General features: G+C 63.2%; 20 protein-coding genes. 15 read left to right on the plus strand and 5 right to left on the minus strand.

The annotated features are described in order from the left end of the window. Positions 1-169 precede the first annotated feature (169 nt). The 8 genes from ppsA to F8N82_RS05710 all read left to right on the plus strand — a co-directional run bounded on the left by ppsA (position 170) and on the right by F8N82_RS05710 (position 8,253). A complete protein-coding gene (ppsA, locus tag F8N82_RS05675) occupies positions 170-2,545 on the plus strand; it encodes a phosphoenolpyruvate synthase (protein WP_038994245.1) in 2,376 nt (791 codons plus the stop codon). A 107-nt stretch (positions 2,546-2,652) separates the two neighbouring features. Then, complete coding sequence (locus tag F8N82_RS05680; RefSeq protein ID WP_038994246.1) at positions 2,653-3,669, plus strand: alpha/beta fold hydrolase; 1,017 nt, start codon at positions 2,653-2,655, stop codon at positions 3,667-3,669. 67 nt (positions 3,670-3,736) lie between these two features. Beyond that, positions 3,737-4,225: a ribonuclease E activity regulator RraA gene (gene rraA / locus F8N82_RS05685; protein ID WP_038994247.1), complete on the plus strand. Its 489-nt coding sequence runs from the start codon at positions 3,737-3,739 to the stop codon at positions 4,223-4,225. Between the two features lie 28 nt (positions 4,226-4,253). Beyond that, positions 4,254-5,249: a zinc transporter ZntB gene (locus tag F8N82_RS05690; RefSeq protein WP_038994249.1), complete on the plus strand. Its 996-nt coding sequence runs from the start codon at positions 4,254-4,256 to the stop codon at positions 5,247-5,249. A gap of 93 nt (positions 5,250-5,342) precedes the next feature. Continuing rightward, positions 5,343-5,597 (plus strand): CrfX protein, encoded by a 255-nt coding sequence (locus F8N82_RS05695; RefSeq protein ID WP_371128640.1) that lies wholly within the window; start codon positions 5,343-5,345, stop codon positions 5,595-5,597. A 2-nt stretch (positions 5,598-5,599) separates the two neighbouring features. Beyond that, positions 5,600-6,424, plus strand: a complete 825-nt coding sequence (locus tag F8N82_RS05700; protein ID WP_038994250.1) for a mechanosensitive ion channel family protein — start codon at positions 5,600-5,602, stop codon at positions 6,422-6,424. A gap of 114 nt (positions 6,425-6,538) precedes the next feature. Beyond that, positions 6,539-7,105, plus strand: coding sequence for an RNA polymerase sigma factor SigX (gene sigX / locus F8N82_RS05705; protein WP_036990388.1), 567 nt, complete (start codon positions 6,539-6,541; stop codon positions 7,103-7,105). Positions 7,106-7,215: 110 nt separating this feature from the next. Continuing rightward, positions 7,216-8,253, plus strand: a complete 1,038-nt coding sequence (locus F8N82_RS05710; RefSeq protein WP_038994251.1) for an OmpA family protein — start codon at positions 7,216-7,218, stop codon at positions 8,251-8,253. Positions 8,254-8,310: 57 nt separating this feature from the next. Here the strand turns inward: F8N82_RS05710 and cobA are convergent, their stop codons facing one another. The 5 genes from cobA to F8N82_RS05735 form a co-directional block, all read right to left on the minus strand. Continuing rightward, positions 8,311-9,048, minus strand: coding sequence for a uroporphyrinogen-III C-methyltransferase (gene cobA / locus F8N82_RS05715; protein ID WP_038994252.1), 738 nt, complete (start codon positions 9,046-9,048; stop codon positions 8,311-8,313). A gap of 28 nt (positions 9,049-9,076) precedes the next feature. Continuing rightward, positions 9,077-10,747 carry a bifunctional protein-serine/threonine kinase/phosphatase gene (locus F8N82_RS05720; protein ID WP_038994253.1) on the minus strand — a complete coding sequence of 557 codons (1,671 nt, stop codon included), beginning with the start codon at positions 10,745-10,747 and terminating at the stop codon, positions 9,077-9,079. Positions 10,748-10,757: 10 nt separating this feature from the next. Then, entirely contained in the window at positions 10,758-11,969 is a 1,212-nt protein-coding gene (locus tag F8N82_RS05725; RefSeq protein WP_038994254.1) for a nitrate/nitrite transporter, read from the minus strand. Positions 11,970-12,119: 150 nt separating this feature from the next. Beyond that, positions 12,120-12,695: an ANTAR domain-containing response regulator gene (locus F8N82_RS05730; RefSeq protein ID WP_038994256.1), complete on the minus strand. Its 576-nt coding sequence runs from the start codon at positions 12,693-12,695 to the stop codon at positions 12,120-12,122. Positions 12,696-12,710: 15 nt separating this feature from the next. Further along, complete coding sequence (locus tag F8N82_RS05735; RefSeq protein ID WP_038994257.1) at positions 12,711-13,916, minus strand: CmpA/NrtA family ABC transporter substrate-binding protein; 1,206 nt, start codon at positions 13,914-13,916, stop codon at positions 12,711-12,713. Positions 13,917-14,055: 139 nt separating this feature from the next. On the opposite strand from F8N82_RS05735, the gene F8N82_RS05740 reads away from it, so the two are divergent. From F8N82_RS05740 to F8N82_RS05770, 7 genes are read left to right on the plus strand one after another with little or no spacing between them, the layout of a single operon-like run. Next, positions 14,056-14,781, plus strand: a complete 726-nt coding sequence (locus F8N82_RS05740) for a helix-turn-helix domain-containing protein (protein WP_224793721.1) — start codon at positions 14,056-14,058, stop codon at positions 14,779-14,781. Then, positions 14,778-16,412 carry a type III secretion system outer membrane ring subunit SctC gene (gene sctC / locus F8N82_RS05745; protein ID WP_038994259.1) on the plus strand — a complete coding sequence of 545 codons (1,635 nt, stop codon included), beginning with the start codon at positions 14,778-14,780 and terminating at the stop codon, positions 16,410-16,412. The genes F8N82_RS05740 and sctC overlap by 4 nt, the downstream gene beginning before the upstream one ends. Continuing rightward, positions 16,409-17,509: a type III secretion system gatekeeper subunit SctW gene (gene sctW / locus F8N82_RS05750; RefSeq protein WP_052251399.1), complete on the plus strand. Its 1,101-nt coding sequence runs from the start codon at positions 16,409-16,411 to the stop codon at positions 17,507-17,509. The genes sctC and sctW overlap by 4 nt, the downstream gene beginning before the upstream one ends. Positions 17,510-17,513: 4 nt before the next feature. Then, positions 17,514-19,562 (plus strand): EscV/YscV/HrcV family type III secretion system export apparatus protein, encoded by a 2,049-nt coding sequence (locus tag F8N82_RS05755; RefSeq protein ID WP_038994260.1) that lies wholly within the window; start codon positions 17,514-17,516, stop codon positions 19,560-19,562. A gap of 8 nt (positions 19,563-19,570) precedes the next feature. Next, positions 19,571-19,945: a hypothetical protein gene (locus F8N82_RS05760; protein ID WP_038994261.1), complete on the plus strand. Its 375-nt coding sequence runs from the start codon at positions 19,571-19,573 to the stop codon at positions 19,943-19,945. Further along, positions 19,942-21,231 (plus strand): type III secretion system ATPase SctN, encoded by a 1,290-nt coding sequence (gene sctN, locus F8N82_RS05765; RefSeq protein ID WP_038994262.1) that lies wholly within the window; start codon positions 19,942-19,944, stop codon positions 21,229-21,231. The genes F8N82_RS05760 and sctN overlap by 4 nt, the downstream gene beginning before the upstream one ends. Further along, positions 21,215-21,676, plus strand: coding sequence for a hypothetical protein (locus tag F8N82_RS05770; protein WP_038994264.1), 462 nt, complete (start codon positions 21,215-21,217; stop codon positions 21,674-21,676). Before sctN ends, F8N82_RS05770 begins: the two co-directional genes overlap by 17 nt. Positions 21,677-21,736: the final 60 nt, after the last annotated feature.

Genomic DNA, 21,736 nt, shown 5'->3' on the forward strand with positions numbered 1-21,736 from the left:
TTGGGCCTTAAGCTGGTGACGAATCTTGGATATGATAGGTTCGGTTTACCGAACACTGCGTTCGGCATTCTCACTTATTTTCCAGGTCCAGGCCACAAGCGCCCGGCCAAGCCAGAGCTGGCAGGCGGGCGACCTGAGCTTTTCCAACACAGTTAGTGGAGAGATCACCTTGGTAGAGTACGTAGTTTCCCTCGATAAGCTCGGCGTCCATGATGTAGAGCATGTGGGGGGCAAGAACGCATCCCTCGGCGAGATGATCAGTAACCTCGCGGGCGCCGGTGTCTCGGTCCCCGGCGGCTTTGCCACTACGGCTCAGGCGTATCGTGACTTTCTCGAGCAGAGCGGCCTGAACGCCCAGATCCACGCGGCCCTCGACGCGCTGGACGTTGACGATGTCAACGCCCTGGCCAAGACCGGTGCGCAGATCCGTCAGTGGATCATGGAAGCCGAGTTCCCCGAGCGTCTGAACGCCGAAATCCGCACCGCCTTCGCCACTATGTCCCAGGGCAACCCGAACATGGCCGTGGCCGTGCGCTCTTCGGCCACCGCCGAAGACTTGCCGGATGCCTCGTTCGCCGGCCAGCAGGAAACCTTCCTGAACATCCGCGGTGTCGAAAACGTCATTCGCGCGGCCAAGGAAGTGTTCGCCTCGCTGTTCAACGATCGCGCCATTTCCTACCGCGTGCACCAGGGCTTCGACCACAAGCTGGTGGCCCTGTCGGCCGGCGTACAGCGCATGGTCCGCTCCGAAACCGGCACCGCCGGCGTGATGTTCACTCTCGACACCGAGTCGGGCTTTCGTGACGTGGTGTTCATCACCGGCGCCTACGGCCTGGGTGAAACCGTCGTTCAGGGTGCGGTCAACCCCGACGAATTCTATGTGCACAAAGGCACCCTGGAAGCCGGCCGTCCGGCAATCCTGCGCCGCAACCTGGGCAGCAAGGCGATCAAGATGGTCTACGGCGAAGAAGCCAAGGCCGGTCGCTCGGTCAAGACCGTCGATGTCGACAAGGCCGACCGCACCCGTTTCTGCCTGAGCGACGCCGAAGTCAGCGAGCTGGCCAAGCAGGCGATGATCATCGAGAAGCACTACAAGTGCCCGATGGACATCGAATGGGCCAAGGACGGTGACGACGGCAAGCTGTACATCGTTCAGGCTCGCCCTGAGACCGTGAAGAGCCGCTCCCAGGCCAACGTCATGGAGCGTTACCTGCTCAAGGAGACCGGTACCGTACTGGTCGAAGGCCGTGCCATTGGCCAGCGCATCGGCGCCGGCAAGGTGCGGATCATCAAGGACGTCTCGGAGATGGACAAGGTCCAGCCAGGCGACGTACTGGTCTCGGACATGACCGACCCGGACTGGGAACCGGTCATGAAGCGCGCCAGCGCCATCGTTACCAACCGCGGCGGGCGTACCTGCCACGCGGCGATCATCGCCCGTGAACTGGGGATCCCGGCGGTTGTGGGTTGCGGCAACGCCACCCAGCTGCTCAAGGATGGCCAGGGCGTGACCGTGTCGTGCGCCGAAGGCGATACCGGTTTCATCTTCGAAGGTGAGCTGGGCTTCGATGTCCGCAAGAACTCCGTCGACGCCATGCCGGAGCTGCCGTTCAAGATCATGATGAACGTCGGCAACCCCGATCGCGCCTTTGATTTTGCCCAGCTGCCCAACGCCGGTGTCGGCCTGGCGCGCCTGGAATTCATCATCAACCGCATGATCGGCGTGCACCCCAAGGCGCTGCTCAACTACGCAGGCCTGCCTGCCGAGCTCAAAGAGAGCGTCGACAAGCGCATTGCCGGCTACGACGACCCGGTCGGCTTCTACGTCGAGAAACTGGTCGAGGGCATCAGCACCCTGGCTGCGGCGTTCTGGCCGAAGAAGGTCATCGTGCGTCTGTCGGACTTCAAGTCCAACGAATACGCCAACCTGATCGGTGGCAAGCTCTACGAGCCGGAAGAAGAAAACCCGATGCTGGGCTTTCGCGGTGCTTCGCGTTACATCAGCGAAACCTTCCGTGACTGCTTCGAGCTCGAGTGCCGCGCCCTCAAGCGCGTACGCAACGAGATGGGCCTGACCAACGTCGAGATCATGGTGCCGTTCGTGCGCACCCTGGGCGAGGCCAGCCAGGTCGTCGACCTGCTCGCCGAAAACGGCCTGGCCCGTGGCGACAACGGCCTGCGCGTGATCATGATGTGCGAACTGCCGTCCAACGCCATCCTCGCCGATGAGTTCCTCGAGTTCTTCGACGGCTTCTCCATTGGTTCCAACGACCTGACCCAGCTGACCCTGGGCCTGGACCGCGACTCGGGGATCATTGCGCACCTGTTCGACGAGCGTAACCCTGCGGTGAAGAAGCTGCTGGCCAACGCCATCCAGGCCTGCAACAAGGCTGGCAAGTACATCGGCATCTGCGGCCAGGGCCCATCCGACCACCCGGACCTGGCCAAATGGCTGATGGAACAGGGTATCGAAAGCGTCTCGCTGAACCCGGACTCGGTCCTCGAGACCTGGTTCTTCCTGGCTGAAGGCCAGGCCGCGAACTGATGCGCTGAACCGGAACCTTCACCTGGCCTTGGTGCCGGTGAAGGTTCCGACCGTATTCCAGGGCGTGATCCAGTGATGGACCTCGCCCTTTTTTGTGCAAGAACCCTATGCAAAGCAGCAGTAGCCTTTTTCCCGTGGCCTTGCTCAGTGCTGAGCGCCGTGGCGACCTGAGCGAGGATGTGTACCGGATCAAAGCCGGTAACAGCCCGGATCGCACCGTGGAGCTGGCGCTCACCCGCCTGGGCATGGCCGATCAAACCGAGGTGCGTGGCACCCCGGTGGTCTTGCTGCACGGCAGCTTTTCCAACCGGCGTTTCTGGTATTCGCCCCGGGGCATTGGCCTGGGCGCTTATCTAGCGCGCGCCGGTTACGATGTGTGGATCCCGGAAATGCGTGGCCACGGCCTGTCGCCGCGCAATCACAACTACCGGCACAACCGTGTCGCCGACTACGCCCGTTACGACCTGCCGGTGATCGCCGCATTCATCTGCGAGCAAGCCGGCAGGCCTGCGCACTGGATCGGTCACTCCCTGGGTGGCACCACCCTGGCGGCAGCGCTGGGCGGCCAGTACCTGGGGGCCGAGCAGGTGGCCAGCGTCGCGTTTTTCGGCACCCAGGTCAGCCGTACCTACTGGCCGCTGAAGTTGCCACCGGTGGAGTGGGGCGGGCGCCTGCTGCTCAAGCGCTTTGCGCAGATCTCCGGCTCGCGGCTCAAGCGCGGGCCGGAAGACGAGCCGATTGGCCTGGCGCTGGAAAGCATGCGCTGGTTTGGCCTGTTCGGCCGTTTTGCTGACAAGGACCGCGACTGGTGGGCGGGCCTGGCCGAGGTCGATGTGCCGGTACTGGCCGTGGCCGGTGCCGGTGATTACCAGGACCCGGTATGGGCCTGTCGCAAGCTGTTCGAGCAATTGGGCAGCGAGCACAAGCAGTTTGTCCGCCTGGGCCGCGAAGAGGGCTTCGACAACTTCGGCCACGTCGACATGCTGGTCAGCAAGCCGGCCCAGGCGCAGGTCTGGCCGCTGGTCGAGCGTTGGTTGCGCGACCCGCTGGCCGCTTTGCCCGGCAATGCCGCGCAGCAGGTGACCGATTCGACGCCGACGTGTAGCCTTGAACCTAAAGCCTGATCGCCATGCCTCGTTAACTGATTGATACTGCGGTATCCCTTTGTCTTGCTACTGACAGGAGTTTCCCATGCATTACATCACCCCCGATCTGTGTGACGCCTACCCGGAACTGGTACAGGTGTTGGAGCCGATGTTCAGCAACTTCGGCGGCCGCGACTCCTTCGGGGGTGAGATCGTCACTATCAAGTGCTTCGAGGACAATTCGCGGGTCAAGGAGCAGGTCGAGCTCGATGGCACCGGCAAGGTCCTGGTGGTCGATGGCGGCGGGTCGCTGCGCCATGCCTTGCTCGGCGACATGCTGGCCGAGAAGGCGGCGAAGAATCACTGGCAAGGCCTGGTGATCTACGGTTGCGTGCGTGATGTCGATGTCCTGGCGCAGACCGACGTCGGCGTGCAGGCCCTGGCCAGTCACCCGTTGAAGTCCGTACGCCGCGGGGTTGGCGAGCTCAACATACCCGTGACCTTTGCCGGTGTGACCTTCCGCCCGGGCGAGTACATCTACGCCGACAACAATGGCGTGATCGTCTCGCCAAGCCCGTTGAAAATGCCTGAATAAAGCTCTGAAACCGGTCAGTGGGGTAGGGATGTTCGAGGAAGAAAACGCACAATGGGGGCTGGTGCATGCCCTGGTGCTGGATGGAAAAGGCGGTGCCCGTGCAATCGCCCGAACTGAACTGGACGCCCTCGAGCTGCAGCCCCAGGAAAGCCTGTGGCTGCACTGGGACCGCAGCCACCCGCAGACCCGCACCTGGTTGCGCCACGACAGCGGCCTGAACGAGTTTGCCTGCGACCTGTTGCTGGAGGAAAACACCCGTCCACGCCTGCTGCCACTGCCGGATGCGCAAATGCTGCTGTTTTTGCGCGGCGTCAACCTCAACCCCGGTGCCGAACCTGAAGACATGGTCTCGGTGCGAATTTTTGCCGAGGCTCAGCGGGTGATCTCGCTGCGCCTGCGACCGTTGCGCGCCAGTGACGAACTGCTGCAGCAACTGGCCGAAGGCCGCGGACCGAAAACCGCCTCCGAGTTGTTGCTGAGCATGGCGCAATTGCTGACCGAAAAGGTCCAGGCGCTGATCAGCGATCTGTCGGAAGTGGTCGATGTCGAAGAAGAGAAGCTTGAAGCCGACAAACGCTATGCCCCGGACCAGGGCAGCCTGCAGCAGATCCGCCGACGTGCGGCCGGATTGCGGCGGTTTCTCAACCCGCAGCGGGAAATCTACGCGCAACTGGCGCGCAACAAGTGGAGCTGGTTCGCCGCCGACGACGCCGACTACTGGAACGAGCTCAACAACAGCCTGACCCGTTACCTGGAAGAGCTGGAACTGACCCGCGAACGTGCCGCCCTGGTACTCGAAAGCGAAGACCGGCGCCGCAGCGAGCGCATGAACCGGACCATGTACCGCTTCGGCATCATCACCTGCATCTTCCTGCCCATGAGCTTCGTGACCGGGCTGTTGGGTATCAACGTCGGTGGCATTCCCGGCTCCGACAGCCCCTACGGCTTTCTCTTCGCCAGCCTGCTGGTGCTAACGCTGGCGTTGGGGCAATGGTGGCTGTTTCGCCGCCTGCGCTGGGTGTGAAGATGAAATTTGTGAACATGCAGTCACAAACTGCCTGGTTGGTTCATGTGACCCGTGCTGTGGCGACCTCGTCTTTGACAGATATTGCGCGAGGTGCCTATGCACGATCCGTTTGAAGAATCCCTGCGAGACCTGCTCAAGGCGTCGCCGTCCGGCCAGGACCGCGACGACGATGCCTGCCTGGGCCGGGTCTTGAAAACCGCCAACCGCCAGGTTGGCGCGGGCGATCTGTTCAGCCTGCTGGGCCGCTGGAGCCAGGCGCTGATGATCGCCGTGAATAATGGCTCGGCGCATGTTGCGCCGGTGCGCCGTAACGCTACCGCTCGTAAAGCTGATAAGGCCGATTGAATATGGAACTTGATCTCTGGACCCAGAGCCTGGTCACCGCCATGACAGCGTTGTGGACCAAAGTGGCGAACTTCATCCCCAACCTGTTCGGCGCGCTGGTTGTGGTGCTGCTCGGTTTCGTCGTTGCCAAGTTGCTCGATACCCTGCTGTCGAAACTGCTGGCCAAGCTCGGCCTGGATCGCCTGATGGGCGGTACCGGCCTGACCAAGATGCTCAGCCGGGTGGGTATCCAGGTGCCGATCTCGACCCTGATCGGCAAGATCGTCTATTGGTTCGTGCTGCTGATTTTCCTCGTTTCGGCCGCTGAATCCCTTGGCCTTGAGCGCGTCTCGGCCACCCTCGACATGCTCGCCCTGTACCTGCCGAAGGTGTTTGGCGCGGCGCTGGTGCTGCTGGCGGGCGTATTGCTGGCGCAACTGGTCAACGGCCTGGTGCGTGGCGCCGCCGAAGGCATCGGCCTGGAATACGCCGCAGGCGTCGGGCGCATCGCCCAGGGCTTGGTAATCATCATCAGCATCTCGGTGGCCATCAGCCAGCTCGAGGTCAAGACCGACCTGCTCAACCATGTGATTGTCATCGGTTTGATTACCGTTGGTCTGGCCGTGGCGCTGGCCATGGGCCTGGGCAGCCGGGAAATTGCCGGGCAGATCCTGGCTGGAATTTACGTGCGTGAACTGTATCAAGTGGGCCAACAAGTGCGGATTGGCGAGGTCGAAGGACAGATCGAGGAGATCGGCACGGTCAAGACGACCCTGCTGACCGACGACGGCGAACTGGTGTCGTTGTCCAACCGGATTCTGCTCGAGCAGCGAGTCAATAGCCGCTAACCGGGCAAATCCTGCTAATGTATGCCGCCGCAAAAATGCCCCAGGCAGGGGTATGCGGCGACATTGACCTGACTGTCGGCCAGATCCGTTTTGAATAAAGTTCACTCGCTGCCCATGCGTTACGACCCCCGCGAGCTCACTGATGAGGAGTTGGTGGCGCGTTCGCATGAGGAGCTGTTTCATGTTACTCGCGCGTATGAGGAGCTCATGCGCCGCTACCAACGGACCCTTTTTAACGTCTGTGCACGTTATTTAGGGAACGATCGGGATGCTGACGATGTCTGTCAGGAGGTGATGCTCAAGGTGCTCTATGGGCTGAAGAACTTCGAGGGCAAATCGAAGTTCAAGACATGGCTCTACAGCATCACCTACAACGAATGCATCACCCAGTACCGCAAGGAGCGGCGCAAACGTCGACTGATGGATGCCTTGAGTCTTGATCCACTCGAGGAGGCCTCGGAAGAGAAGGCGCCAAAACCAGAAGAGAAAGGCGGGCTGGACAAATGGCTAGTGCATGTCAATCCGATTGACCGCGAGATTCTGGTGCTTCGATTTGTCGCAGAACTGGAATTTCAGGAAATCGCCGATATCATGCACATGGGCTTGAGCGCAACGAAAATGCGGTACAAGCGTGCGCTTGACAAGCTACGTGAGAAATTTGCGGGCCTTGCTGAAACTTAGTGGCGCGCAAATATCTCTAACGTACCGGCAAGTTCTGCTAGACTTGCCGTCGAGTTGTCCCCCGGATGTTGGTGGGACTGCTTAACTATCACCAGATGGGGATTTAACGGATGAAATTGAAAAACACCTTGGGCTTGGCCATTGGTTCTCTTGTAGCCGCAACTTCCTTCGGCGCTCTGGCACAAGGCCAAGGCGCAGTCGAAATTGAAGGCAACGTCACCAAGCAGTACTACGACAGCGAGCGTAACTTCAAGAACGACGGCACCAATCCTGGTGTTCGCCTCGGTTACTTCCTGACCGACGACCTGTCCCTGGACCTGGGCTACAACGAAACTCACAACGTTCGTGGCGACGTCTTCAACAAAGACATCAAAGGTTCCAAGGCCAAGCTGGACGCTACCTACCACTTCGGTACCGTCGGCGACGCTCTGCGTCCGTACGTTTCGGCTGGTTTCGCTCACGAGAGCCTGGGCCAGGCTGAGCGCAATGGTCGTGACCACTCCACCTTCGCCAACGTTGGCGCTGGCGCCAAGTGGTACATCACCGACATGTTCTTCGCCCGTGCTGGCGTTGAAGCCATGTACAACATCGACAACGGCAACACCGAGTGGGGTCCGACCGTTGGTCTGGGTCTGAACTTCGGTGGTAGCGGCGGCAAGGTTGAAGCAGCTCCTGCTCCAGTTGCTGAAGTCTGCTCCGACAGCGACAACGATGGCGTCTGCGACAACGTCGACAAGTGCCCTGACACCCCAGCCAACGTTACCGTTGACGCTGATGGCTGCCCAGCTGTTGCTGAAGTCGTCCGTGTTGAGCTGGACGTCAAGTTCGACTTCGACAAGTCGGTCGTCAAGCCTAACAGCTACGGCGACATCAAGAACCTGGCTGACTTCATGAAGCAGTACCCACAGACCACCACCACTGTTGAAGGTCACACTGACTCCGTCGGTCCTGACGCTTACAACCAGAAACTGTCCGAGCGTCGTGCAAACGCCGTTAAACAGGTTCTGACCAACCAGTACGGTGTTGAGTCGAACCGCGTTGAATCGGTTGGCTACGGTGAAACCCGTCCGGTTGCTGATAACGCCACCGACGCTGGTCGCGCTGTTAACCGTCGCGTAGAAGCACAAGTAGAAGCCCAAGCCAAGTAATTGGTCCAAGCCCTACTGAAAAGCCCGGCCTAGGCCGGGCTTTTCTTTGCCTGCGATTCAGGCCGTCAGTTGCGTCAGCGCTGCGCTGTTCGCTGCAGCCACCTCACCGATCACCAGGATCGCCGGGCTGCACAGCTTGAAGTGCGCGGCATCCAGGCACATCCGCGCCAGGCTGCTGCGTTTCTCGCGCTGCTGGGGCAGCGAGGCGTTCTCGATCATGGCCACCGGCGTCTGCGCCGCCAGGCCACCTGCCAGCAAGCCCTGCTGCACCTCCTCAAGTTTGCTTACGCCCATGTACACCACCAGGGTGGTACCGCCCTGGGCCAGCGCCTGCCAGTTCAACGGGCTGTCATCCTGGGTGTGGGCGGTGACCAGGGTCACGCCACGGCTGACGCCACGCAACGTCAGTGAGATGCCGCATTGGGTCGCACCGGCCAGGCCGGCGGTAATGCCGTTGACCAGCTCGGTTTCGATGCCATGGGCCTGCAGCCAGGCGGCTTCTTCGCCGCCACGGCCAAAGATGCACGGGTCCCCGCCCTTGAGCCGGGCCACGCAGCGGCCCTGACGGGCATAGCGCCGCATCAGGCGCTGAATGAAGGCTTGCGGCGTGGACCGGCATCCACCGCGCTTGCCCACGGCAACCACCCGCGCCTGCGGGCAGTGTTCAAGGATCTGCGGGTTGACCAGGTCATCGATCAACACCACCTCGGCTTGACCCAGGGCACGGACCGCCTTGAGGGTCAGCAGCTCCGGATCGCCGGGGCCAGCACCAATCAGCCAGACTTTCGCATGCATCGGGTATTCCTCATCGGCAAAGGGGCCGTCAGCCTTTTAGCAGGCCGATCAGCAGGATCAGGTTAAGCAGCAGGGACAGCAGCGCCAGGCCGCGCCAGACCTTCAGCGGCTCGCGTTCAAGCAGTGGTCGCGGGCGCACGCTCAACGGCTGGCGTTCGCCCTGCTCGAGCAGCAACAGCCATTGCTCGGCGGTTTCAAAGCGTTGCTGTGGGTCGGCGAGCAGCGCTTGGGCGAGGTTGTGTTCGAGCCATTCGGGCAAGTCCGGGCGATAGCGGGCGGCGCTGACCGCCTGGGTAAAGCGTGGGTGCTGGAAGGCTTCGATTTCGCCATAGGGGTAATGCCCGGTGAGCAGGTAGAACAGCGATACCGCGACGCTATACAGGTCCTGTTGCGGGCTGGGGGGCTGACCTTCGAAGGCTTCCGGGGCAATGAACGAGGGGGTGCCCGGCAGCTCGTGGGCGCGGTCTTCGGAAAGCCCCGGGCAGAAGGCCAGGCCGAAATCCAGCAGGCGCAGTTGGCCGTCTTCGCCCAGGTGCAGGTTATCGGGCTTGATGTCGCGATGCAGAATGTTGCGCCGGTGCAGCGAGCCCACCGCCTGCAGCAGTTGCTGGGCCAGTGACTGCCACTGCGCCAGCGGCAAGGGGCCGGTGCGGGCGAACAGTTGCGCCAGGGTCTGGCCGGGGTATTCGCGCATCAGGTAGTACAGGTGCTGGCGCTGGGTGGCCGGGTGCACTTCGGGGAAGTAGCGCCCGGCTACCCGGCGCAGGAACCATTCTTCGAGCAGCAGGCCTTGTTGCGCGCCAGGTTCGTCCTTGCGCTCTGCCGGCAGGGTTTTCAGCAGCCAGGCCTGTTGCTGGTTGTCATGCACGCGGTACAGCAGCGATTGGCGGCTATGCCCCAGCTGTTGCTCGACTGTCCAGCCGTCAATCGTCTGCCCGCTGCGCAGGGCGGCTGGCAACGGCCATTGCTGCAGTTGGGCGAGGGAGTCGCCCAGGTTACTCGCACCCAGTTGCTCGATGCGCACCAGCAGCGCGCTGGCGTTGTCCTGGCTGCCGCTGTGGTGGGCCGAGCTGACCAGGGTCTGGGCGGCGTCCTGCAGGTCGATCTGTTCGCGCAGCACCGCGCGGATCTGCGCTTCGCTGAGGCTGGTCCAGACGCCATCGCTGAGCAGCACAAAGCACTCACCGGCCTGCAGCTCGCCCTCCAGGTAGTCGACCTGCAGGTGCTGGTCCAGGCCCAGGGCACGCTTGAGCACGTGCTGCATGCCTGGTTGGTCCCAGACGTGATCTTCGCTGATGCGTTGCAGTTGCCCGGCAGCCCAACGGTAGATCCGGCAGTCGCCGACATGCGCCAGGGTAAAGCGCCGGCCGCGCAGCACCAGGGCGCTGAGGGTGGTCAGCAGCGGTTGGCCGCCGCCGTTGGCGCGCAACCAGCGGTTCTGCGCCAGCAGCAGGCGGTCCAGGGCCTGGGCCACGCCCCAGGTGGCCGGCGTGGCGTAGTAGTCCAAAGCCAGCGCCTGCAGGCTGGCCCGCGCCGCCAGCCCGCCATCGGCGCACTGGCTGACGCCGTCGGCGAGGGCGAACAGGTAGCCTTTGCTGGCGGCCAGTTCCGAGTTGGGCGTGACCAGGCGCAGGGCGTCCTGGTTTTCCTCCCGGGGGCCGCTGGCGCTGGCCTGGGCGAAGCTCAGTTGCAGGCTCATGGCATCACCCTCAGACCCGCGCCGCAGTCACCGCCGCCGAGCCCCAGGTGGTGCGCCAGCGCTGCTTGACGCCGTGCAGGCCGAACCAGGCAAGGATGCCGAGGCTGGCGAACAGCCACAAGCCCAGTTGATAGTCGCCGCTGTGCTGCTTGATCGCCCCCAGGCCCGCTGCAAGAAGAAAACCGCCGATGCCGCCGGCCATGCCGATCAGCCCGGTCATTACGCCGATTTCCTGGCGAAAGCGTTGCGGCACCAGTTGGAACACCGCGCCATTGCCGGCACCCAGGCCGAGCATGGCGCTGACGAACAGTGCCAGGGCAGCTACCGCGCTGGGCAGGTTGAAGCCGACGGCGGCAATGCAGATGGCGGCGACGCTGTACATGGCCAGCAGGGTGCGGATGCCGCCGAAGCGATCGGCCAGGGCGCCGCCCAACGGCCGCATCAGGCTGCCGGCAAACACGCAGGCGGCGGTGTAGTAGCCAGCCGTCACCGGGCTCAGGCTGTACTGGTCGTTGAAGTAGCCGGGCAGGGCGCTGGCCAGGCCGATAAAGCCGCCGAAGGTGACGCTGTAGAAGAACATGAACCACCAGCTGTCGCGATCGCCCAGGGCCTTGAGGTAGTCGGCCACGGCTTTGGGTTTGGGCCGCTCGGGGGCGTTGCGCGCCAGCAGGCTGAACAACACCAGGGTCAGCAGCAGCGGGATCACCGCAAAACCGAACACGTTGTTCCAGCCAAAGCCTGCGGCCAGGGCCGGGGCCAGCAGGGCGGCGAACACCGTGCCGGAGTTACCCGCACCGGCGATGCCCATGGCCTTGCCCTGGTGCTGCGCCGGGTACCACTGTGAGGCCAGCGGCAGTGATACGGCAAACGAGGCGCCGGCAACACCGAGGAACACCCCGAGCAACAAGGCTTGCTCATAGCTGTGGATGCCCAGGCGCCAGGCGCAGAACAGCGCGACGATGACAATCACCTGGCCGATCAGCCCGGCGGTCTTGGGTGACAGCCGGTCTACCAGCAGGCCCATGATAAAGCGCAGGATCGCCCCGGCAAGGATCGGCGTGGCTACCATCAACCCGCGCTGCTGGGTGGTCAGTTGCAGGTCCGCGGCAATCTGCACCGCCAGCGGGCCGAGCAGGTACCAGACCATGAAGCTCAGGTCGAAATACAAAAAGGCGGCGAACAGGGTGGGGACATGCCCGGACTTCCAGAAACTCGTATTCATCGAACACCTCGTTGAACAGGGACGGAAACGAAAAAGACGTCGCCACCCGACCCGCTTGCGCGGGTGGGGGTGCGACGTCTTTGTCGTGAAGGGGGCAACCGCCGTTGGCTACCTGTCCTCTGGTGGTAGCAAGAGCCGGGCCACAATCGCTCAGCCGAGCAGGTCGCTCATGGCAATGATCTGCTCGGCCACCTGGATCAGCTTCTGCTGCTTGCTCATGGCCTGGCGGCGCATCAGGGTGTAGGCCTGTTCTTCGTTGCAGTCCTTCATTTTCATCAGCAGGCCCTTGGCCAGCTCGATGCGCTTGCGCTCCGCCAGTTGCTGGTCGCGGGCCTGTAGCTGGGCCTTGAGCGCCTGATCGCTTTCAAAGCGGGCCATGGCCACGTCGAGGATCGGCTGCAAGCGCGCGGCATGGATGCCTTCGACGATGTAGGCACTGACTCCGGCGCGGATTGCCTGGCGCATTACCCCAGGGTCGTGTTCGTCGGTGAACATGACGATCGGTCGTGGCCGGTCGCGGCTGACCAGCACCACTTGCTCCATGACATCACGGCCCGGTGACTCGGTATCGATCAGCACCACGTCCGGATGCACCGTTTCGACGCGCGCCGGCAGGTCGATGGTCAGTCCCGACTCTTCGATCACCTCGAAGCCGGCCTGGACCAGGGCGGCCTTGAGGCGGCCGACTTTTTTCGCGGTGTCGTCGATCAACAGGATTCGCAGCATGCGGGCGTCTCCTTCTTAGTGGCGGGCGAGGGCGGCGTGAGGTTCAGCCAGCGCATGCAGACGAAAGCTGCGGGCATAGCCGTGTGGGTCGCTGCCATCCCAGCGGATGCCATCGTTCAGCTGACTGCTGCGCATGTCGGGACCTGCGCAGGGCACGCCGATCGCCGTGGCGGCATCGCGGTACAGCGCCAGTTGCTGGACCTGACGGGCCACGCCAAGGTAGTCGGGGTCCTCGCGCAGCAGGCCCCAGCGGCGGAACTGGGTCATGAACCACATGCCATCGGACAGGTATGGCAAGTTGGCCCGGCCCTGATCATGCAGGCGCAGGGCGTGCCGATCGTGCCACTGGTTGCCCAGGCCATCCTGGTACTGGCCGAGTAGGCGCGGTTCAATACTCGACAACGGTGCATCCAGATACGCCTGGCCGCTGAGCAGTTGTGCGGTGCTGCGGCGGTTTTCGCTGTTCTGCTCGATGAAGCGGCTGGCGGCCAGCACGGCCATCACCAGGGCCCGTGCACTGTTAGGGTACTGCTCGACAAAGGCGCGGGTGCAACCCAGGACTTTTTCCGGGTGGTCCGGCCAGATCGACTGGCTGGTAGCCAGGGTGAACCCCTGGCCCTGTTCGATGGCGCCTGCCGACCAGGGTTCGCCGACGCAAAAGCCGTCGATGCGCCCGGCCTGCAGGTGCGCGAGCATCTGTGCCGGCGGCACCACCACGCTGTTGACATCATGCAATGGGTGGATGCCCTGGCTGGCCAGCCAGTAATACAGCCACATGGCATGGGTGCCGGTGGGAAAAGTTTGGGCAAAGGTCAATTTTGTCCTGCTTTGGTGCACGAAACGCTCCAGCGCTTCGGGACTGGTCACGCCCTGGCGTTGCAAGGCCGCAGACAGGTTGATGCCCTGGCCGTTCTGGTTCAGGCCCATCAGCACCGCCATGTCAGTGGCCGCGCTACCGCCGATGCCCAGTTGCAGCGCATAGATCAGGCCGTAGAGGCTGTGGGCGGCATCCAGTTCGCCGCTGGCCAGCTTGTCCCGCAGGCCGGCCCAGGAGCTCTGGCGCCTGAGGTTCAGGCTCAGGCCATAGGGCTGGGCGAAACCCTGGGTGGCGGCGACCACCAGCGGGGCACAGTCGGTGAGCGCCATGAAGCCCAGCTCCAGCAGCGGTTTTTCCGGTGCATCGCTGCCATGGACCCAAGCCAGCGGATCGGCGCTCGGCATTTGTAAGGTTCTCCTGCGTAGGTGTCCTGCTTCTGGAGCAAGGCGTGTGCCAGGGCTCATCAGTTTTCCATCAGGATTGCCGAACGGGGCTGATGCAATCTGGCCATCTTTCCAATTGCCGATGCCCGAGGAGGCCCAGGTGTCTCAGCTGCTGCCCCACGCTTCACCGACCGCGCAACTGGCTGATGGCGTCTGGCATGTGACGGTTGGCCGTCATCCGCTGCACTGGCAGCAGAGGGGGACGCAATCAGGCGTGGCGCCAGGTTGGCAGGGGCTGTTGGCAGTGACCGCTCACAGCCGGCTCAATGGCTTGCCGGCAGACCTTCGAGTTGTGCGCTGCCAGTCGCTGACCAGGCTGCAGGTGTTCATTGACCAGGGCGAGGTTGCGCAGCACCCGCCCGTGACCAGCACCGCGGCGGCCTGCTTGCCTTTGCCATTCGAGGTGGCCCGGGATGCCCAGTTGCTTGAGTCCTGGTACATCCAGCAAGCGCTGGGTGCGAGCCAGGACTTCGAGCGCTTTGCCACCGCCTTGCGCAGCAGCGAGGAATACGGGTTGGTCCGCTATCTGCTCGAGCAAGGTACTGGCCAGGACAGCCTGCAGATGCTGGCCCGGCGTTATGGTGTGTCGGTGTCGCACTTTCGCCGCTTGTGCCATCAGGCATTGGGCGGTGCGACCAAGCCGGCTCTGCGCGGTTGGAGGGTGGCGCGGGCATTGCTGGAAAGCATCCGCGAAGGGCGCTCGTTGACTGAGGTTGCGCAGAATCAGGGGTACTGTTCGTCCTCGCACTTTTCGCGGGAGGTGCGTGAGTTGCTGGGTGTGGCGCCCAGCCAGTTGGGCGACATCATCGGGACCCTGCGGCCATGACCGGGGTTGTGCGTTTCGACAGCCGAGGGCTGATCTGGTGCTGCACCCTGCTGCTGTGCCTGTTTCACAGTGCCATGGCGCATGCGGACAGCTACCGGGCGCGGGAAGAAAGCCTGCGCAGTTTCTTCGTCGCCCTGTCCGAGCCTTTGGGCAAGCCGATCATCGTCAGCAAGGCGGCTGCCGGCAAGCGTATTTCCGGTGACTTCGCCATGACTTCGGCGCAACAGGTGTTCGATCGCGTGGTACGCCAGATGGGCCTTATCTGGTACAGCGACGGCCAGGCGATCTACCTGTATGACAGCGCCGAACTCAAGAGCGCGGTGGTCTCGTTGCAGAACACCAGCGTTGACAGCCTGCGCGCCTTCCTGCGCCGCTCCGGCCTGCTCGATTCACGCTACCCGCTGCGTGGCGATGGCCGGCGCACCTTTTATGTCTCCGGGCCGCCGATCTATGTCGACCTGGTCCAGCGCTCGGCGGCCATGGTCGATCAGGAGTCGTCGCAGATCTTGCTGGGGCGCCAGCAGGTCGGGGTGATTCACCTGCTCAACACCTTTGTGGGAGATCGCCGTTATGAGCTGCGCGACCAGTCTGTCAGCATCCCGGGCATTGCCAGTGTCATCGAAAACCTGCTGCGTGACGAAAAAGCCCGGGTCGACCTGCGAGGCGAGCCTGGCTCGGGTGAGCAGGCGCCGGGCCTGCTGAGTTCGACGCTGAACGAGCAGTTGATCGACGACGCCTGGGAGAGCGTACGCTTGCCTGCGGAGCAAATGGCCGCGGCGAACATTCGTGTGGTCGCCTACCCGGATACCAACAGTTTGCTGGTCAAGGGCCTGCCCGAGCAGGTGCGCTTCATCGAAAACCTGGTCGAGGCCCTGGATACGCCCAAGCGCCACGTCGAGCTGTCGCTGTGGATCATCGACCTGCAAAAAGAGGCGCTGGAGCAACTGGGGATCGACTGGCAGGGCCAGGTCAACATCGGAACGCAGTTCGCCATCTCGCTCAACGGTGGCTCGGCGACCACCCTCGATGGCCTCTCGTTCATAGCCCGGGTCTCGGCCCTGGCCCGCAGCGACCTGGCCAATGTGGTGGCGCGGCCGGTGATCCTCACCCAGGAGAACGTCCCGGCGATCTTCGACAACAACCGCACCTTCTATGCGCCGCTGGTTGGCGAGCGCAGTGTCGATCTGCAGCATGTCACCTATGGCACCTTGGTCAGTGTGCTGCCACGTTTTGCCTTGGGCGACGAAATCGAGATGTCGCTGAACATCGAAGATGGCAACGAGGTGGAGTCACGCCGCACTGATACGGTATTGCCGACCGTTGGCCGCACGCGGATCAGTACCGTAGCCCGGGTACCCCAGGGCAAGAGCCTGCTGGTCGGTGGTTTCAGCCGCGATGAGAGCGCCGAGCAGGTCGGCAGGGTGCCCGTGCTCGGTGCCTTGCCCTGGATCGGCCGGCTGTTCAGCTACCGTGTGGAGCGCTCGTCCAACACCGTGCGGGTGTTTCTCATCCAGCCACGGGAAATTGGTGAGGCGCTGGCCTTCGACCCGCAGAGCCTGAAGCAGGAACTGTTCGAAGCCGAACAGCACGAACGTTTGCGCAAGGCCTTCATGCGCGCGGTGTCGCTGTGATCACCGGCTTACCTCATCTGGGCGGGCGTGCCGCACAGGCGCGGCTGAGCCGGGAGCTTGCAGCGGAGAGCCAGGCGCCGGCGACCGAAGTCCAGGATGATAATCAGGATGCGCGCAGTAACCTGTTGCAGCATGCGGTGCAAAGCAGCGATGACCTGGCCCAGGTCATGGCGCAGTTTCGTCGCCGTCAGTTCGAGCTCAAAAGCGAGTCGGCCAGCGAGTTGTTCGAGCGCGTGCTCGAAGACGACGCCCCGCCCAAGGCCCGGCAACTGCTGGCCCTGACGGCGGACCGGCAGTTGCCGCTGCGCTTGCTGATGCAGCAGGCGGCCGCGCTGTTTGCCGATGACAGCGACCTGGCGCTGATCCTCGGCCTGTTGTTGCGCCAGTCCGATTTGCCCAATGAAACCCGCAGGCGCCTGCTGCAACTTGAGCAGGCTTTGCGCGAGCGGGCTTGCCCCAAACGTCTGCAGGCGGGCATCAACACTGCGCTCAAGGCGCGGCTTTATGGGCGGCGCATGGCCGTGCGCGCCTGCGCCCTGCGAGAAAACTACCGGGACTTTCTGGAGTCCGACGGCGAGGCTGCCGATCACTACGAGCAGTGGATCGGACTGTATGGGCCCGAGCACCGCCACAGCGTCCTGAGCTTTCTGGAAGAGAGTCTGCTGACCGATATCCAGGGCCAGGACCCCAGTTGCAGCCTGCACGAATTCGGCCCGCTGCTGATCCTGCTCGGGCAGTTGAAGCGGCTGCGCTCGGCCGACCGCATGTTCGTTGGGGCGTTGCTCGGGCGCTTCGCCGTCAGCGAACTGGACTGGCTGGTCCTGCTGCTTGGCATTCTGCGCTACCCCCATGCACTGGATGAACTGCTGCAGCAGGCGGTCGGCCCGATTTTGCTGCAGGTCGATGCGGTTGCCCGCGCCAGCCTCTTGCAGTGCGTGCGTCGCGCCTGCCTGACCCTGCCGGAACAACTGTTCAGCGAGGAGCATGCCTTGCTCTACCTGGCTGAGCGTTTCGAGCACCTGGCCGACAGCAGTTTCGCTGCTGAAGCGCTATTGCAACGTCACCGACACGGCCTGCCGCCGGCGTTGCGAGGGTGAACCCATGGCATTGCTGAACCTCTGGCTGGCCAGGCTCGCCGCGCGTCCGGAACTGCTGATTCTGGCGTTGATGGTCATGATCATCGCCATGCTGATCATTCCTTTGCCGACGGTGCTGGTGGACTTTTTGATCGGCCTGAACATCGTCCTGTCTTTGTTGATTTTCATGGGCTCGTTCTATATCGAGCGCATTCTCAGCTACTCGACCTTTCCGGCCCTGTTGTTGCTGACCACGCTGTTTCGCCTGGCCCTGTCGATCAGCACCAGCCGACTGATCCTGACCCAGGCCGACGCTGGCGAGATCATCGCCTCGTTTGGCGAGTTTGTGATTGGCGAGAACCTGGTGGTGGGCTTCGTTATTTTCTCGATCGTCACCATTGTCCAGTTCATCGTGATTACCAAGGGCTCGGAGCGGGTGGCGGAAGTCGCCGCGCGCTTTTCCCTGGATGGCATGCCGGGCAAGCAGATGAGCATTGACGGCGACCTCAAGGCCGGCGCCATCGACGCTGCCCAGGCGCGCGCCAAGCGCAGCGAGTTGGAGCGCGAAAGCCAGTTGTATGGCTCGTTCGACGGAGCCATGAAGTTCATCAAGGGCGACGCCATTGCCGGCATCGTGATCATCTTCGTCAACTTCATTGGGGGCATGGCCATTGGTGTCGGGCAGTTGGGCATGGACCTGTCCACGGCACTGTCGACCTTCACTTTGTTGACCATCGGTGATGGCCTGGTGGCGCAGATCCCCGCGTTGCTGATTGCCATCGGTGCCGGGTTCATTGTCACCCGCGTCAACGGCGATGAGCAGAACCTGGGGCGCAACATGCTCAGCCAGGTGCTCGGCAACCCCTTCGTGCTTGGCGTCAGTGCCTTGCTGGCGCTGGGCGTCGGCTTGCTGCCGGGTTTTCCGCTGGCGGTGTTCGTGTTCATCGCCTTTACCCTGGTCGCGGTGCTCTGGCGTCGCCGGCGCCGGGCGCAGCAGGCTGTGACGGAACAGGGCGCAAGCCCCCAGCCCGCTGGCGACAAGGGTTCGGCGCAGGGCTTGGTGGATGTCGACAACCTGAACACCGAAACCTTACCGCTGCTGTTGCTGGTCCCGTCGACCCGGCTGGCTGAATTGCAGCAGGCGCGTTTCACCGAGCGCTTACGCAGCCAGTTCTTCATCGACTACGGCTTGCGTGTTCCGCTGCCGCACCTGAGGGCTGCCGAGAACTTGCCCGAGCATCAGGTCACGATCCTGATCAACGAAGTGCGCGCCGACCAGTTCGATCTGTTTTTCGAGCATCACCGCTTGCTCGATTTCGCTGAGCAGTTGCAGGACTCGGGGATCGAGATCAAGCGTGGGCACGACAGCAATAAAGTCGAAAGCCTGTGGGTCGCCGACAACCAGAGCCAGGCCATCGCCGCGCTCGGTTATCCGTTGCGGACCGCCCAGCAGGAGCTCTATCACAGTCTGGCGGTGGTGCTGGCGCGCAATATCCAGGAGTTCTTCGGCGTCCAGGAAACCAAGACCCTGCTCGATGAACTGGAAAAGCCGTACCCCGACCTGCTCAAGGAAGTCTATCGCTACGTCACCGTGCAGAAGATCAGTGAAGTGCTGCAGCGGCTGATTGGCGAGCGCATTTCGGTGCGCAACATGAAGCTGGTGATGGAAACCCTGGCGCACTGGGCCTCCCGCGAGAAGGACACGCTGGCCCTGGTCGAGCATGTCCGGGCCGCACTGGCGCGCTACATCAGCAACAAGTTCGCCCGCCAAGACACGCTCAACGTGCTGTTGCTCGGTGCCGAGTTCGAGGAGGTGGTGCGTTCGGCTGTGCGCCAGACCTCGGCAGGTAATTTCGTCAACCTCGATGCGGCCCAGGTCGAAGAGCTGCTCGATCGCGTCGGCGCGGGCCTGAGCGACCTGTACATCCCGCACAAGGACCTGGTGTTGCTGTGTTCGGTGGATGTCCGGCGCTACATCAAGAAACTGATTGATGGCCGTTTCAGGGAACTGGACGTGATGTCCTTCGCTGAAGTCGCCGAGAACATTTCGGTCAACGTGATCAAGACACTCTAGGAGTAGGTATGGCAACTGTTGATAACCTGTTGCGTGGCACCTTGCGCCAGCATCAGCACGGCGACACGCGTCTTGAACGGCTGCTGGACGACCTGCCGGACATCAGCATCAGCGAGCAGGAAGGCGATATCTGGTTTTCCGCAGCCGCTGTGCCATTGACCCCGGCCTTACTGCGCCGCCATGCCGAACCGATCCTGCAACTGCTGATGCGCCCCAGTACCTCTGCGCGTAACCAACAATTACAGTTGTTTGGCCAGGGCGATAGCCTGGAGCTGCGCATGCTGCTGGCCGACCAGGCCTACAGCAGTGTCCAGGGCTTTGCCATGGCCCTGGACGAATTCTTTGGCGTGCTTCTGCAATTGCGCGCCCTCGTGCTGCGATGACGCTGCTGCAACTGGCCCGCCAGGGCGCGCACCCGCGCCGTTCGCTCGGGCCCCTGCTTGAGGTGCCGCTGGCCGGCGTGGCCATCGGTGAGCTATGCGAAGTCTTTCAGCACTGGCGCGACCCGGTGCCGCGAGCCTGGGCCCAGGTCATCGGCTTCAATGCCGAAGTGGCGCTGCTGAGCTTGCTGGGCGAGCCGCAGGGGTTGTCGCGCCAGTCACTGGTAATGGCCACGGGGGCACCGATGTACCTTTACTGCGGCGATGATCTGCTCGGCGCCGTACTGGATGCCCGCGGGCAGGTGGTCGAGCGCCTGGCGCCGGCCCAGGGCCTGCCGGTTTACCACTATGGCCTGGACAACCCACCACCGCACTATAGCCAGCGCCGTCCGGTCAGCCAGCGCCTGGACACGGCGATCCGCGTGATTGACACCCTGCTGACCTGCGGCGTCGGTCAGCGGGTGGGTATTTTTGCGGCGGCCGGTACCGGCAAGACCTCTTTGCTCGACATGCTGGTGGAGCACAGCGAGGCGGACGTGTTCGTCATCGGCTTGATCGGCGAGCGTGGCCGTGAAGTCGCGGAGTTCGTCCAGCGCCTGCGCGGTTCGGCGCGCAGTAGCTGCAGCGTGGTGGTACAGGCCAGCTCCGACAGCGCCGCGGTCGATCGCTGTAACGCGGCTCTGGTGGCGACCAGTGTCGCCGAGTATTTCCGCGACCGCGGCCAGCGTGTGGTGCTGCTGATCGATTCGTTGAGCCGCTATGCCCGCGCCCGTCGCGACCTGGCCCTGGCCGCCGGTGAAGCACCGGCGCGGCGCGGGTATCCAGCCTCGGTGTTCGAGGCCTTGCCGCGCCTGCTGGAGCGCCCGGGGGTGACGGCCAGTGGCAGTATCACGGCGTTCTACACGGTGTTGCTGGAAAGCGACGACGAGCCCGACCCGCTGGCCGAGGAAATCCGCTCGATCCTCGATGGGCATATCTACCTGAGCCGCGAGCTGGCTGGCAAAGGCCACTTTCCCGCTATTGATGTGTTGCGCAGCACCAGCCGGGTCGCCCACCAGGTGTGCAGCGTCGCGAGTATTGCCCTGGCCGGCCAGGCCCGCGAGTGTCTGGCCCGGCTGCAGGCCATGCGCCTGCTGCTGGAACTGGGTGAGTACCAGAGCGGCGTCGATCCACTCAACGACCAGGCGTTGGCGCGTCGCGATGACTTGCAGCAATGGCTGCGCCAGAGCAGCGATCAGGCTGTCACGGCCGATGACGCGGAGCAGGCCCTGCATGCGCTGTTCACCTGAGTGGCAGGCCTGGCTGCGCCTGGGCGAAGGGCGCCTGCAGGCGTTGCAGCAGCACCTGGCAGGCAACGCCCAGCAGTTGCAGGCATTGAAGCAACAGGCGGACGAGTTGCAGCAACAACAGGCAACGCTGCGCCAGTTACGGGTCGAGGAGCCGGGCCAGCGGCTCAGTCATAGCCAGTTGCTCGACCTGTTGCGCCGTCAGGCCTTGCTGCGCCGCCAGGCCCAGGTATTGACCCTGGAGCTGGAGCAGATCAGCCATCGCCAGCAGCAACTGCAGCAGCAACAAGCAGACAGCCAAAAGCAGATGAGCGCCTTGCAGCGCCGCCATGACAAGTATCAGCAGCATCTGCAGCAGTTGCATCGGCAATGGCTGCTGCAACGCCAGCGCCAGGAAGACAACGAACTGGATGAGCACAGGCTCACGGGCAAGGTATGGAACGAATGATCACACCGGTCGGGAATAGCAACACGCTGCACCTTGATCTGGAAACGCTGAAGCCGCAAG

This window comes from Pseudomonas fluorescens (assembly GCF_902497775.2).
In the GTDB taxonomy this organism is placed as follows: Bacteria; Pseudomonadota; Gammaproteobacteria; order Pseudomonadales; family Pseudomonadaceae; genus Aquipseudomonas; species Aquipseudomonas putida_F.